The organism is Rhodococcus sp. NPDC003382, assembly GCF_053589135.1.
The window spans coordinates 200870-216662 of the sequence record NZ_JBSFRH010000003.1; the positions used below are offsets into that span (position 1 = coordinate 200870).

The 15793-nt window shown below is 65.3% G+C and carries 6 protein-coding genes; 2 read left to right on the forward strand and 4 right to left on the reverse strand.

The genetic code is table 11. From position 1 onward, the window contains the following. Positions 1–73: 73 nt before the first annotated feature. Positions 74–823, forward strand: coding sequence for an acyltransferase (locus tag ACWDUD_RS04170; RefSeq protein WP_450108446.1), 750 nt, complete (start codon positions 74–76; stop codon positions 821–823). Here ACWDUD_RS04170 and ACWDUD_RS04175 read toward each other — a convergent pair. From ACWDUD_RS04175 to ACWDUD_RS04190, 4 genes are all read right to left on the reverse strand, one after another. Next, positions 820–2658, reverse strand: coding sequence for a glycosyltransferase family 4 protein (locus ACWDUD_RS04175; RefSeq protein ID WP_450108412.1), 1839 nt, complete (start codon positions 2656–2658; stop codon positions 820–822). The two genes, ACWDUD_RS04170 and ACWDUD_RS04175, sit on opposite strands and share 4 nt — an antisense overlap. Before the next feature lie 268 nt (positions 2659–2926). Beyond that, positions 2927–3961: an alpha/beta hydrolase gene (locus ACWDUD_RS04180; protein WP_450108413.1), complete on the reverse strand. Its 1035-nt coding sequence runs from the start codon at positions 3959–3961 to the stop codon at positions 2927–2929. A gap of 16 nt (positions 3962–3977) precedes the next feature. Next, the gene (locus tag ACWDUD_RS04185) at positions 3978–5132 is read right to left on the reverse strand and encodes a glycosyltransferase (RefSeq protein WP_450108414.1); all 1155 of its coding nucleotides are present in this window, start codon (positions 5130–5132) and stop codon (positions 3978–3980) included. Next, positions 5125–6933 carry a DUF4012 domain-containing protein gene (locus ACWDUD_RS04190; RefSeq protein ID WP_450108415.1) on the reverse strand — a complete coding sequence of 603 codons (1809 nt, stop codon included), beginning with the start codon at positions 6931–6933 and terminating at the stop codon, positions 5125–5127. Before ACWDUD_RS04190 ends, ACWDUD_RS04185 begins: the two co-directional genes overlap by 8 nt. 178 nt (positions 6934–7111) lie before the next feature. On the opposite strand from ACWDUD_RS04190, the gene ACWDUD_RS04195 reads away from it, so the two are divergent. Then, the gene (locus tag ACWDUD_RS04195) at positions 7112–15724 is read left to right on the forward strand and encodes an amino acid adenylation domain-containing protein (protein ID WP_450108416.1); all 8613 of its coding nucleotides are present in this window, start codon (positions 7112–7114) and stop codon (positions 15722–15724) included. The last annotated feature ends 69 nt before the right edge of the window (positions 15725–15793 follow it).

A 15793-nucleotide genomic window follows, 5' to 3' on the forward strand; every position in this document is an offset into this window, starting at 1 on the left:
ATAGTAGGCAACGGGATAACGAAGGTTGGATTTTGCTTGTCCGGCCGGCGGCACTAATTTTCGGCGGTTGCAGATGTTGAAGGTGCAGGATTTTGGAAAACGTAACGTTGTCGATATTTCCGCTGAGTCGATCGATTCATTCGATGGAACGCTGATATTCACGGGTGATGACAATATCGTCCGAATCGGACCTAAATGTCTCAGCAACGAGAACTTGAGGTTCGAGTTGGGTTCATGCAGTGTGATCGAAACTGAGGGGCAAACCGCGCTGAACGACATGTTCGTTTACGGTCTCAGGCGAGCCCATCTGACGATAGGCTCCGGTAGCGGCTTCAACGGCGCAACCAGGATGCTGATGCATGAACCGGGGAGAATTCAGATCGGGAGGGGAGCTCTCTTCGCCGGGCAGATCGACGTTTCCATTAGTGATATGCATTCAATAATCGACATTGAGACCAAAGAGCGAATCAACCCGCCTGCGAATATTGTCCTCGGTGATCGAGTTTGGGTGGGTCAACGCAGTATGATTCTCAAGGGGGCGCAGGTCGGCGAGGGCTCGATAATTGGTGCTATGTCGGCCGTTTCCGGTCAAATCCCGGCGAATTCTGTCAGCGCCGGGGTGCCTGCACGGCCGCTCCGTTCAGGGGTGACTTGGCGTTTCGATCTCGTTCCGTGGCCTGGTCATACAGAATCGGATCAGGTGGATCCGTCAACGGGTGCTCCATATTTTCAGCAGGCTCGGGGCCTCGGTCGTATTGCTCGTAAGACCCGTTCGGCTCTGGGACGCTTGGAGAGGGCCGGCCGCGTCCTCAGACATGGTTAATCTCTTCTTGGATCGCGCTTGTCGATGAGATCCTTGAGGAGGGCTTCGTACTCGCGCGCGTAGTTCGATCCATCGAAGGACAAGGCAGCGTACCGATTGCGCTGTGACATCGCGAAGAGGTCGGTTTCCGAGGACGTGGCGGCGCGCGCGATGGCGGCTGAAACCGCCGCTCCATTTCGGGCTTCGAACAACCAGCCGTTGGTGCCGTCCTCCACGACCTCGGAGACCCCGAACACATCCGCGGCAAGTACGGGGAGACCGAAGGCCATCGCCTCGAGGATGGATCGAGGTAGCGATTCGGTGTCCGACGCGCTCACAAGGATGTCGGAAATCATGAACCATTTGTAGGTGTCAGGGTCCACATCGACCAACCGTACTGCGTGTCCAAGGTTCAAGTCGTCGATTGCCTTCCGCACGGCGAGACCGTAAGGCGTTGGCTGGAAGCCAACGATGATCAGCTTGGAGTGTGGGCTCTTGTCGAGGATCGATGCGAAGGCGTGCAACAGTGCAAACTGGGACTTTCGCTCCTGAACGATTCCCATGCACAGCAGGATTCGATCGGAATCAGTGAAACCCAGTTCGCTGCGGAGCTCCTCGCGGTCGTGCGTGTCTTGATACGTCGCGATTGCCTCGAGGTCGATGCCGTACCGGACCGTTCTGGTTCGGGCGGTTGGTTCCGCTTCCTCGAACATCTTGCGCGTCGCATCCGCGACGAAGACGTTGAGATCCGCCCCCCTGAGCGCGCTGCGTGCTCGATCACCGATCTCCGTGGGGAGCTGGCGACCCCAATAGGCTTCGTTGAAGACGTCGATGTCGAACGACTCGTGGATTGCCCAAACGACAGGTATTCGGCACGATAGTGCGGCGTCGACTCCTATGAATGTCGCCAGCGTGTTCGCCAGCACGGCGTCACACCGCCATGTCGCCAGTATACTGCAGAGTTCGGTGACCCGATCGACGTACAATTTCGGCTCGAGCGGCATCGGTGATCCGAGATGGACTGGGATACCGGCTGATTCGAGCTCGGCGCGAAGCACCCCGTCTCGGGGTGATATTACGAGGAACTCCATGGTGGCGTTGGTGGCCAGCCGGAGGAGTAGTTCCTGGATGTACAGTTCACCCCCTCCGAGATCCAGAGAGTGCACAAACACAGCGATTCGGGGGCGCGAGTCGATGGGGGAACGCGGTGGAACTCGACGCGCCAGGGTAGGTTCGGGAAGGCTCTGCAGAGGAGCCGATTCTTCGATTCCTACTGTTATCGGCCCGGACATCCAGACGTTGCCACTCGAGCCGGTTGCGCGAATCCGAAGGGGCAGTGCGGGGGGCAACGCTCGTCCTCGGATCGGTACGACTCCGGAGTAGCCGGCGCCGATGTCGAATGTCAGGCCAGTCTGTTCGGCGGCAAGAATATCGGGTCGCGGTTCTCCCCGGCGCAACCGGCTCGGTGGTTCGTCGTCCAGAATCAATTCGACGGTGTCTGCGGCCTCGCCGTCCACGATGGCCCACCCGGTGACGTGAAGGACATTGCCCGTGACGGTATCGCCGTGTCGAGGATGGTCGAGCCCTCCCATGGTCGTGCCGTGCTTGGTCGATCCGGTTCGGGTCACTCGAAGAGTTCGCTGTCCCAACGATTTCTTGTGCTCGTCGTCGAATGCTACGACTTCGAGGATCTTGCCTGACCATGACGGTTCGACGGTGAGTGCGATGGACCATCCGCTATGTAGGAATTCTTGGAAGACTGCGAAGACATCCGGCCGGTCGAGCGTCGGAGTAGCCTGACCGATGGGTCGTCCGTCGAGCTGGACCTCGACAACAACATCGCCGGTGCCCCGCACGGTGGCGGCCCACCCGTGAACAGTGAATCTCCCAGGTCGGAGGGATATTTCGGGCCCCGCAATATCCCAGGATCCCAGGACGGGACTAAGAAGACCAAACCTGCGGAAAGGTCGGCTCAGCCGGGCGCTCGCGGTGATGACGTGACGACGGGCATCACCTGACAGCCTATGTACAGAAGACCGGCTCATGCGGGTACGGTAGCCCACCCGTATGAAGCGACGGATTCGTGGCTAACCCGATCTCTGCCCAGGTGTGCCCGGACATCTGCTAGAGGCCGAGCGATCGCGCCAACACAGGCCACGAATCGTGGAAGTCGTCGTTCCAGTAACCCCACGAATGGGTTCCGCTGTTGCGGAAGCTGTAGGTCGCCGGGATATCCAGTTCGGTCAGACGATCTGCGAGACGGTGCGTGCAGTAGTTGGTGACCGCCTCGATCGAACCACCCGCGTAGACCTGACGGAACAACGTCGCTGCGCTGCCGTCGATGTGGGGACCGTCGAGGGTTTCGTACCTGCCGGGGAGCCCGTTGCCCGTGGAGATGAACAGCTCTGTGCCGCGGAGTTTTTCGGCGTGCATATACGGATCGTTTGCCGCCCATTCCGGATCGTTTGCGGGACCGTACATATTGGCGGGATCGCCCTGGCCGTACTCGTCCATCGACAGGGTCACGATCGCGTAGCCGAGCGGGTCGCTGATGTTGGCGCAGCCGCTGTAGAGGGCGACACCCTTGTAGAGTCCCGGCTTCGCGATCGCGAGCTGCAGCGCGGCCGTGCCCACACGCGACATGCCGGCGATCGCGTTGATCCCGTTGGTGCCCAAGGCAGCATCGACGATCGGGGGAAGCTCCTCCGTCATGAACGTGCGCCACTTGTTCACCCCGAGATTGGGGTCGGGATTCTTCCAGTCCGTCCAGTAGGCGTTCTCGCCGCCGATGGGGGAGACGATGTTGACGTTCTCGTCGGCGAGGAACTCCTCGACGTCGGTCTTCTCGCTGCGGGTGGCGCCGTCCAGGAAGTAAAGGGTGGGACGGGCGACGCTGGTGTCCGCGGGCCGCTGCACGTGCACCGGGACCACGCGCTGCATCGACGCCGAATAGACCTCGAGGACGAGGTGCCGGTCGTCGATGTCGGTGACCGATTCGAGTGTCGAATCATCAGCGGAGGTCGAGGAGGCCACGTCGGTTCCGGTCTCGCCGACGGGATCCGCGACCGCCGCGGTGTGGCCGGCGAGTGCGACGCCGACGGTGAGCAGCGAGGACAGTGCGGCCGCGCGGACCTTGGGTGACAGGGTTCGTCGATTCATTCTTCGTCCATCGTTCTCAGAGGTGGGCATTTCGGCCGGTTGCTGCTCGAGCGTCGATCTGCGAGATCATCGCCTTCTCGTACGCCGCGCACACACCGTCCCAGGTGTAGTGGCTCGCCTGACGTTCGCGACTGCGCCGACCGAGGTCCGACTGGAGCTCGGGATCCGACATGACCGCTGCGAGTTCCGTTGCGATGGCGTCGCCGTCCGGTCGAACGAATCGGGCGGAGTCGGCGAGTACCTCCCGGTTGAACGCCGTGTCGCGCGCCACGATCGGCGCGCCGCACGCCATTGCCTGCACCAGGGCGGGATTGGTGCCGCCCACGCTGTGTCCGTGGAAGTAGACGCCGGCGTGTTGCCACAGGGCGAACAGCTTGTCGTCGTCGCTGACGTGCCCGAGCCAGTGGATGCGGTCCGAGGAACGGGACAGCCGATCCGCCTCGGCGTCGAGTTCGTCGCCGTACCCTGACGATCCGACGATCACGACATCCCAGTCGCGACTGAGTTTCTCTGCCGCAGCGAAGAATTCGCGCACCGAATTTTCGGGCACGAAGCGGGCCACCATGAGGGCGTACGACCGCGACGGCAGTCCGTCCACGGGTGCCAGTTGCGGGGGAACGGCGCCGCCGTAGGGGATGAAGATTCCGTCCCGCTTCCATTCACGCTGCCAGCGGCGGGCGATCTCGTGGGAGTCGTAGATCAGACAGTCGGCGAACCGAGCGGTGAGATGAGCACCGCCCTTGAACACCGTCTTGGCCGAGGTGCTCCACTTGTCGCGTTCCCATTCGATGCCGTCGACGTTGAGGACGGTGGGAATCCCGCGAGCCTTGAGCAGCGGCAGCCAATAACCGTTGGCCACGTTCATGATCAGTGCGACGTCCGGTCGTCGCCGCGTGGCATGAGCGGCCGAGGTCAACCCGTAGGACAGGGTGCTCAGTGCCTTGGACTCGACGCCGGCGGTCGTGACCGTCTTGACGCGCCGATCGCGCCCCGGATCGTCGACCACGGTGGTGCCGGTGCGTCCGTACACGGTCACGTCCCATCCGCGATCCACGAGATAGGGGGAGAGCTTGCGCACGAGGGTCTCGAAACCGCCGTAGTAGCTGGGATAGCCGCGCGTGCCGAGGATTGCGACCGAACGTCCTTCTTCGGTCATCAAGTGGTCACGCATTGCACACCGGGACGTCGACGGTCACGGTCGGGGTGTCGACCAGAGGCTGTATCGGCGTCTGCGCGACGCCGGGTGCGCTCGGCTCGGTCATTTCGAACACGACCTCCACGGTCTCGCCCCGAGGGACGGCTGTGCGGATATGGAAAACCGGATGCCCCACTTCGGTTCCGCGGAGCGGGAACGCCGAATTGCCGTCGACGGTGACCTTGTCGAGCCGGGCACCTTGTGTGGCGACCAGGCTGACCATCGGGAGGTTGGATCCCATGGGGACCTTCTCGGTTCGGGTCTCCATGATCCCGGCGACGTAGCGCGGATAGCCGACCACTTCTTCGGGCGCGTCGTTGTGCAGACGGACCGTGACGGTCGACTTGCGGGTGTCACCCGTGCAGGTCTCCGCCCGGTACTCGATCTCGCGGCGCAGGTAGTAGTCCATCTTGTTGCCGGCGTGGTTGTTGATCACGACTTCGGCGTAGGGCGCCGGGGTGTCCGCAACCGTGTGGCCGATGGCGCTGTCGGCGAGAACCTCCTGCTCCTCGGGGCGGTCGCTCCAAACCGCGATGCGGTTCTCGCTCACCGCCCGCGACAGCGCGTCCATCAGCGCTTTGGGCGACTCGATGGAACCGGTCATCTTCGCGACGACCGCGGCGGCGATGTCCTGGAGGTACTGCTTGCGGGCGTTGTTGTCGTCGGCGAAGCGCAGGTAGTTGGAAGAGAGCGTGACGTCGACGATGTTGCCGGCATCGATCACGTCCCCGTTGGGCAGCGTGACGGGCCCGATCGCTTCGAGGACGTAGCTCAAGGCGATCGGATCGGTGGCGATGGCACCGTCGACGCGCTGACCGGACTGCTGTTCCCACAGGGATTGCCAGATCCGGCCGGTGTACGGGAAGTGGGAGCTGAAGTTGCTGTTGCGGATGTCGGTGGTGACGGAGTCGGAGAACGCGTACGTGGCCGCGAAATCGGGACCGAGATCCAGGGGTTCGAAGCTCTCCCAGTAGGGGACGTCGTTGTTCGATGCGAGGGTGTCGATCCCGACCACGCCGTTCTCGGCCTTGACGACGCCGAAGCCGCCGACCAGGCCGCCGGTACCGCGTGCTTCGGCGGGCGTCTGGAAGGCCATGAAGTAGTTGCGGGGTCCGTCGGCTCCGAGCATCGCAGGCAGAACCTGGGCGACGTCGGCACCTTCGTCGAGCGCATCGGCGAGTCGGGCGGTCAGATCCCGAACCTGGACCCGGGCGTTGTCGACCGGAGACAAGCCGGCCTCGGGGATCCGTGCCGCCTGCTCGGCGAGCGGGCGCGTCGCGATCGCCGCGTCGGCGAGGATCGGCTCCGCGTCGCGCAGCAGGGCGACGTCGATCCGACCGCCGGGGGCGACCAGCGTGTCGAGGGAGAATGCGCTGCCGGCCTCGACGGTCGGTTTTGCGACATTTGCGGTGAGCCCCTGGGTCACCTTCGCGATCTGGTGCACGGTCTCGAACGGCGCGCCGACGCGAGGGATGAGGCGGAGGACTCGCCAGGGAACCGATTCGGAGGAGTCGACTGCGCTCGCTGCCGACGACTCTGCGGCGTCCACGGCGTCGCCGGCGGCACCCATGTCTCCGCCGAGTGCGGCGTCGACGGCGGATTCGGCGCTGGCCTTCGCGTCCTGCAGGCCGTCGTACACCCTCCAGGTGGAGAAGCCGAACCACAGGATCACTGCAGCCCCGACAACCCCGCCGGCCACGAGCAGTGGGCGTCGCAGGTTCCTTCCCTCCCGGAGGGCGCCTGCGCCGGTCGGCTCAGTGCTGGGCCGATCATCCATGAAATGCAACTCCTAGGCTTCCGTCTCCGCCGATCGGTAACCGGATGTCGAACACATGCGACCGCTCCCCGAGTGCAGTCATGTATACGAAAGGTAACGATTCTTTCCCCGCTAGGATAAGTCTTTGTACGTACGCAGTGGCGTACGGGGATCACCGAGTGTCGAAAAGGGGTCGGGCGTGCCGAAGTCGGGCGACGGCGAATCAACATCATTGTCGCCGTTTCCGCTGGCACCCTCGCAGCGGGGACTCTTCGTCGCTCAGCAGATTTCTCCCGATGTTCCGTACACAATTGCCCAGTACGTGGACGTTCGCGGCCCTCTGAAATTCGATGTGCTCGTCGCTGCGGCGGACCGGGCGTCCCGTGAGTTGCTGTCGCCCGGGTTGCTGATCCTCGACCGGGACGGCGAGCCCTACCAGGTCGTGGATCCGACCATCGAGGACGCGCTTCGGTATCGGGACTTCCGGGAAGACAACGATCCGGTAAAGGCGGCCCGGGACTACATGGTCGAGCGGTATAGCCGACCGATCGATCTGTACCGGGATCGGCTGATCGCCACCGAGCTGCTCCACATCGCCGAAGACCGCTACTTCTGGCTGAGCGTGGCCCACCACCTCGTGCTCGACGGCCACGGCGCGATGACGCTGATGAATCGAGTGGCCGAGCTGTACACGCACGCGATTCAGGGCACCGAGGCGCCGCCGTCGAAAGCCGTCGACCTGCGGAAACTGTACGCAATGGAGGACGCGTACCGGACCACTGCCCGATTCGAGGACGATCGGGCCTATTGGGCGGAGCGAGTCGCGGACCTGCCCCGGCCGGCGCGCCTGACCGACCGATCCGGACCCCCGCGCATGCCGTCCCGCCTCGTGCGGCACGAAATGAGTCCGGACCTGTTGGGGTACGTGGACGCGGCAGCGGCGGACTGGGGCACCACCGCCGTGCCCATCGTGCTCGCCGCGTTCGCGGCGTTCCTTGCCCGCATGACCGGACAGAGCGACATCGTGCTGGGCCTGCCTGTCGCGGTTCGCACCACGGCCGCCGCGAAGCGGTCCGGTGGAACTCTCGCCAACGTGGTGCCGCTACGAATGCGGGTCGAACCCACTGCCACCCCGCAGGACCTCGTCCGGACGATCCAGGCCGAGATCACCGGGGCGCTGCGGCACCAGCGGTACCGATACGAAGACATGTACCGCGAAATGTCCGGACTCACCGCCGGCAGCGCCGGTTTCGGACCCCTCGTCAATATCATGCTCTTCCACCGGGAAATTGTGCTCGGCGAAGTGACCGGCGAATACAACGTCCTCAGCACCGGACCGGTCGAAGATTTGTCCGTTTCGATCTACCCCGGAATTCATCCGAACAGACTACGAATCGACTTCGAAGCAAATCCCGCGCGTTACGAACCGGACGAACTGGATCGCCACCACGAACGTTTCCTGCGATATTTGGAGACATTCGTCACTGCAGGGCCGACCGTCGCGATCGGCGACTACCAAATTCTCACCGCAGCCGAGCACGCCGTCGTCTCCCGGATCGCCACACCGGCAGCGGGCGTCGAGCAAACCCTGATCGACGTGCTGGACGACTACGACACCGACGACCGCACGAACCGACCGCGCACCGCCGACGGGTACGACCTCGAGGAACGTTCCCGGCAGATCGCCGCGAACCTCGTCGAGCGCGGGTTCGGTGCTGAAGATCGGGTTGCGGTGGTCCTGCGGCCCTCGAACGAGCGGATCGCGGCGACGTGGGGTGTGATCCGCAGCGGCGCCACCCTCGTCCCGATCGACCCGGAACTTCCCGAACCGGTTCGTGCCCTCTTCTTCGCGGACGCCGGCGTGGTCGCCGCGATCGCCTCCGATCCGCTCCTCGTCCCGGCCGGAGTGCTCCGGATCGACGTGGACGAAACCCGCGATGCCGACACGCCGCCGGACCCGGAGCGTCGGCACGCGGTCCGTTTCGACCATGCGGCCTGTGTCGGCTACGTATCCACGCCGTTCGGGGCCCCCGCAAGTCTGGTGCTCACTCAGCTCGGCGCCTCCAACCTGATCCGGAGCATCGAGGTCGCGAACAGTCCCGACGACGGCGCGCGGCAGCACGTGCGCCGCGATCCGGCTCTGATCGACGAGGTTCTCAGTCGCCTCGATCCGTCCGATGCTGTGGAGTGGTCCGGTCTGCCGGACAGTCCCGTCTCGGCGATCCTGCTGGACACGCGGCTCAGGCCGGTACCGCTCGACTCGATGGGTGAGATCTATCTGGTGGCGTCGGCGTGGACCCGGGGCTTCGAAGGACGGGCCGGCTGGACGGCAGCGACATTCGTTGCGAACCCCGCGGGTCCTCCCGGCAGCCGGATGTACCGCCAGGGCAGGTTCGGCTACTGGGATCACGAACATCGGCTCCGCCCGGTCGAGCCCGAGGACGCGGCATCAACGGCCTCGGCCGAACGCCGACGCGCGCTCGACGGTGTCGAAACCCCTGCGCCGCTGCAGGTCGAGCGCACATCCGCGTCCGGCTCGACCCGGACATTCGGCACGACCACAGCCCACGTACCGGCGGAGATTCATCGTGCGCTCCTCGTACTCGCTCGGCAGGAGCGCGCCTCGACGTTCGTTCTCGTGCACGCAGCGCTCGCGGTGCTGTTGTCGCGACTCGGGCAGGATGACGACGTCGTCATCGGAGCACCGATCGAATCCGGAACCGGCAGCAACGTGATCCCACTTCGGACCGTGGTCGAATCGGCGCATCGGTTCGGTGAGTTGGTGCGGGCGGCAAAGGATTTCGACTCCCAGGCATTTCGAGCCCCGGACGTTCCCTACGACGAGCTCGCGGATCTCCTGGGTGGACGGCATCTCCAGGTCGGGCTGATATCGGGCATCGGTGACGAGTCCCCGTCGGCGGACCTCGACCTGATCGTCGCGTTCCGTGAAATGTCGTCGGGTGCCGAGGCTGCGGGGATCGACATCGAAATCCGCTTCGTTCGAGAGCTTTTCGGTGAATCCCTCGCAGCGTCGATCGCGCGGCAGCTCGGGGGCATTCTCGAATCCGTCGCTGTGAATCCGACGATCGAGGTCCGGGACATCCCGCTGGAATCCGGTGCGCCCCTCGAAGGGGACGCTCCGGACGCCCCCAGAACGTTGGCTCGGATCCTCGCCGAGACGGCGGCGCGTCATCCCGAACGGCCGGCGGTGGCCGATACCCACGCGACCTTGACCTACCGGGAGCTGGACGAGCGATCGAACCGGCTGGCGCAGGAGCTCGTTGCGGCCGGTGTCACCCGCGGGGATGTGGTCGCGCTGATGATGCCACGCTCGGTCGGCCTCGTGACGGCCATCTGGGCTGTCGCGAAGACCGGTGCCGCCTACCTGCCGCTGGATCCGAACCAGCCGCACCACCGCGTCGACGACGAAATTCGCGGAGCGGGTGCCGGTGTCGCGATCTGCGAGAACTCGCCTCCCGCGGGCGTGGGCTCGTGGGTCCACTGGGTCACGGCGGACTCGCTCAGCGGTTCCGCGGAGCCGGTGAATGCGCAGATTTCGGTCGACGACGCGGCCTATGTCATCTACACGTCGGGTTCCACCGGGAAACCCAAGGGCGTCGTCGTCACCCACCGGGGCCTCGGGCCCCTCGCGACCTGGGCTGTGAATGCCTATCGAGTGACTCCGAATTCCCGTGTGCTGCAAAGCTACAACCCGGCATTCGACGCGGCGCAGCTGGAGATGCTGCTTGCTTTCGCTTCCGGTGCCTGCCTCGTCATCGCGCCGCACGACACGTTCGCCGGTGAGGACCTGCAGCGGTTCCTCATCAACCAGCGGGTGTCGCATTTCCTGTCCACCCCCGCGGTTCTCGCGTCCCTCGATCCCGCGCGATCCGACGGCCTGCGTGTCGTCGCCGTGGGCGGTGAGGCTCTGCCGTCCGAGCTCGCAGCGCAGTGGTCGTCGCACCCTGAGGTGCCCGACCGTTCGATGATCAACGCCTACGGACCGACGGAGTCGACCATCGTGGCGACGGCCGAGGAAGTCGGTGAGCAGGTCGCGATCGGCGGGCCGATCCCCGGCACGACCGCTCTCGTTCTCGACAACCGCCTGCGGTCCGTTCCGCTCGGCGGGATCGGTGAGCTGTACCTCGCGGGCGAGGGTCTTGCCCGCGGCTACCTGGGGGCGCAGCGTCTCACCGCGGAACGGTTCGTCGCGAACCCGGTGGCGCCCGGACGCATGTATCGGACGGGCGACCTGGTGTACCGCCGACCGGACGGACGCCTGGACTTCATCGCGCGAATCGACCATCAGGTGAAGCTGCGGGGATTGCGCATCGAGCTCGGTGAGATCGAGGCGGTACTGCACAGCCTCGACGACGTGGCCGCGGCTGCGGTTGCGGTGCGTTCCGGTCAGCTCGTCGGCTATGTCGTCCCGAACGGCGACGTGTCGTCCTCGACGTTGCGGGCCGAGATGAGCGATGTGCTGCCGGGCTATATGGTGCCGACGCAGTTCGTCGTGATGGAGGCGCTGCCGCTCAATGCGTCCGGCAAGCTGGATCGGAAGGCGTTGCCGGAGCCGGTGTTCGAGGCGCAGGCGTTCCGCGCGCCGGTGACGTCGGTGCAGCGGGCGGTGGCGTCGGTTTTCTCCGAGGTGCTGGGCGTGGAGCGGGTCGGTCTGGACGACGACTTCTTTGCTCTGGGTGGTAATTCGTTGTCGGCGACGCAGGTGGTCGCGCGGCTGGGCGCGGCGTTGGATGCATCGGTTCCGGTGCGGGTGTTGTTCGAGGCGTCGTCGGTGGAGGGATTGGCGGCACGGGCATCGGAGCATGTCGGCTCCGGCGGTCGGGTGGCGTTGGTGGCGCGGGAGCGTCCGGAGCATGTTCCGTTGTCGTATGCGCAGCAGCGGATGTGGTTCCTGAACCGTTTGGATCCGGGGTCGGCGGTGAACAACATTCCGTTGGCGCTGCGGTTGACGGGTGCGTTGGATGTGGCGGCGTTGGCCGCGGCGGTCGGGGATGTGTTGGCGCGGCACGAGTCGTTGCGGACGGTGTATCCGGAGCTCGACGGTGTCGGGTGGCAGCAGGTTCTCCGGGTGGAGGACGTGCCGGTGGATCTGGTGCCGGTCGATGTCGCGTCGGCGGATGTGGTGCCGGCGGTGTCGGAGGTGATCTCGGCGGGGTTCGATGTGGCGGTCGAGGTGCCGGTGCGGGCGCGGTTGTTCCGGATCTCGGATGCGGTGGACGAGTTCGTGTTGGCGTTCGTGGTGCACCACATCGCCGGTGACGGTGTGTCGATGGGGCCCTTGGCGCGGGATGTGATGGTGGCGTACGAGTCTCGGTGCCGGGGTGAGGCGCCGGGGTGGGTGCCGCTCGAGGTCCAGTATGCGGATTTCGCGTTGTGGCAGCGGGAGGTTCTGGGGTCGGAGGATGATCCGGAGTCGGTGATCTCCCGTCAGCTCGGGTACTGGACGCGGCAGCTCGCCGGGCTTCCGGAGCAGCTCGATCTCCCGGCCGATCGGGTCCGTCCGCAGGTGGCGTCCCATCGCGGGGCGAACCTGACGGTGGAGGTTCCTGCGGACCTGCACGAGGCGTTGGCCGTTCTGTCCGGCGAGCACGATGCCACGGTGTTCATGGTGATGCATGCAGCGCTCGCGGTGTTGCTGGCGCGGTTGTCCGGCACCGGCGACATCGCGGTGGGGACACCGGTTGCCGGTCGTGGTGAGCGCGCGCTCGACGACATCGTCGGGATGTTCGTCAACACACTGGTGCTGCGGACGCAGGTCGATCCGGGGCAGTCCTTCGCGGAGTTGCTCGGGCAGACGCGTTCGGTGGACGTCGCGGCGTTCGGTCACGCCGATGTGCCGTTCGAGCGGCTGGTCGAGGTGCTCAATCCGGTTCGGTCGCAGGCGCGGCATCCGCTGTTCCAGGTGGCATTGTTCTTCCAGAACTTCGCCCCGACCGCGTTCGAGTTGCCCGGCCTGACCATCGGCGCGGTCGAGCCGAACTTCTCGGTGGCGAAGTTCGATCTGCAGCTCACGGTCGCGGAACGTCCTGGTAGCGATACCGAGTTCGGTGGAATGACAGTGGATTTCGCCTATGCCACCGATCTGTTCGACGACAGCACGATCGCCGGGTTCGCGCAACGGTATCTGCGGGTGCTGCGGGCATTCGTCGCGGATACGACGATGTCGATCGGTGATGTGGTCTTGCTCGACGACGCCGAACGGGATCGGCTCGTCGTCGAGGTCAACGACACCGATCATCGGGTCGAGGACGAGTTGCTGTTGCAGCGCTATCGGCAGCAGGTGGCGCTCACGCCGGATGCGGTCGCGGTGAGTTTCGAGGGTGACCGGCTCACCTATGCCGAGTTCGATTCTCGGGTGTCGGCATTGGCGCGGCATCTGATCTCGATCGGTGTGGGTCCGGAATCTCGTGTGGCGCTGGCGATCCGGCGGAGTCTGGATCTGGTGGTCGCGATCTATGCGGTGCTCGAGGCGGGTGGCGCCTACGTTCCGGTGGATCCGGACCATCCACTCGAGCGCACCGGATACGTGCTGGATTCGGCTCGGCCCGTTGCGGTTCTGTCGACTTCGCGAGACGGCTTCGCCGGCGGGGGAGCGGCCCCCGTGGTGTTCGTCGACAAGGTGGATCTGTCGTCCTGCTCCGATCGGCCGGTTACCGATGCCGATCGGGTGTCGCCGCTGCGGCCGGAGAACACGGCGTACGTGATCTACACGTCCGGGTCCACCGGTCGGCCCAAGGGTGTCGCGGTTCCGCATCGTGCGATCGCGAATCAGATGGCGTGGATGCGGGATCGCTACGCACCCACCGCATCGGATGTCTATCTGCAGAAGACCGCGACGACCTTCGACGTGTCGTTGTGGGGCTTCTTCATGCCGTTGCAGGTCGGTGCGCATCTGGTGGTCGCCACGCCGGACGGTCACCGGGACCCCGGGTATGTGGCCCGGACGGTGGCGCGGGAGCGAGTGACGCTCACCGATTTCGTGCCGTCGATGTTGACGGTGTTCGCCGAGCAGGCTGCATCCGAGGATCTGATCACGCTGCGTGATGTGTTCGTCATCGGTGAGGCATTGCCACCGGAGACGGTGCGTGCGTGGACGCGCCTGTCGTCGGCGCCGCTGCACAATCTGTACGGGCCGACCGAGGCGGCGGTGAGCATCACCTATCGCCGGGTCGTCGCGGGTGATGCGATGGGGCGGACGGTCCCGATCGGTCTTCCGCAGTGGAATTCGCGAGTGGTCGTCCTCGATGCCCGGCTTCGTCCGGTGCCGGTGGGTGTCGCGGGGGAGTTGTATCTGGCCGGTGTCCAGTTGGCGCGTGGCTATCACGGCCGGGTGGACCTGACGGCGGAGCGGTTCGTGGCCGATCCGTTCGGTTCGGGTGGCCGGATGTACCGCACGGGTGACCTCGTGCGGTGGAGCGCGTCCGGTGAGCTGGAATACCTGGGGCGCACCGATTTCCAGGTGAAGTTCCGTGGTCAGCGGATCGAGCTGGGCGAGATCGAGTCGGCTCTGCTCGGCGTCGCCGGTGTCACGCAGGCGGTGGCGGTGGTACGCGGCGGTGATCTGGGTGAGCATCTCGTCGGGTACGTCGTTCCTGCTGCGGGTATGGATCTCGATGCGGTGGGCGTGCGTGACGCCGTTCGCGGGGTCTTGCCGTCGTACATGGTGCCCTCGCAGGTGGTGCTGCTCGAGGCGCTGCCGCTCAATGCGTCGGGGAAGCTGGATCGGAAGGCATTGCCGGAGCCGGTGTTCGAGGCGCGCGAGTTCCGGGCTCCGGTCAGCCCGGTCGAGCAAGTGGTGGCGGCGGTGTTCGCCGAGGTCCTCGGTGCCGAGCGGGTGGGTCTGGACGACGACTTCTTCACGCTCGGTGGCACGTCTCTCGTCGCCACCAAGGTCGTGTCGAGGCTTCGCGCCGAGTTCGATGCGCCGGTACCGCTGCAGTGGCTTTTCCAGGAGTCGACGGTCGAAGGGCTCGCTCGCCTGGTGGACCAGGGTGCTGTAGCCGGGACCGGGAATGCCCTCGATCCGGTGATAACGCTGCGCAGCCAGGGCCCGGGGACCCCGTTGTTCTGTGTGCACCCCATCGTCGGATTGTCTTGGTGCTACTCGGGTCTGGCTCAGCATCTGGACACGGAGATCCACGGTCTCCAGTCACCGGGCATCGCCGAACCGGACTTCGCGCCCGCTTCGCTCGACGATCTGGCCGAGCGTTACGTCGACGAACTCCGGAGGGTGCAACCGCACGGCCCGTATCGTCTGCTCGGCTGGTCGCTCGGTGGCGTGATCGCCCATGCAATGGCGGTTCGACTCCAGGCCGCGGGCGAGTCGGTCGAACTGCTCGCGATGCTCGACAGTTTCGCCGGTGGTGGTTCGTCCGAACGTGCCGAGGTGTCCCTGAGTGATGTGCTCGCCGGCTTCGGTTTTGCCGACGGCGCACCGCAGGACATCCCGGGTCTGGTCACGACGGTCGCCGAACTGACGGGGAGTCCTGTCGAACGCGCCGAACAGTTGGTGCGCCGACTGCTTGCCTCGGCCGAACACAACCTGACGCTGCAGAAACATCACCGCCCCGGAGTGTTCGACGGCGACATTCTGTATTTCACCGCGGGGGCCGACGGTCGGCAGGGAGTTACAGGCTGGACCGACACCACCACGGGCGAAGTCCACGATCACGTATTGCCCGTGACCCATTGGGAGATGACCTCGCCCGAGGCGCTCGCGACGGTGGGACCGGTCGTACGCCGAGCGCTGGATGCGCTGTCCGAGAGGGTCTGCACAAGTTCCGGCCTGTGATCGGCGGTGCGATCGGCGCACTCTGCCGACGCTCGAAAGGTTCTCCGGCTGCCGGACGCTGAGGATCCC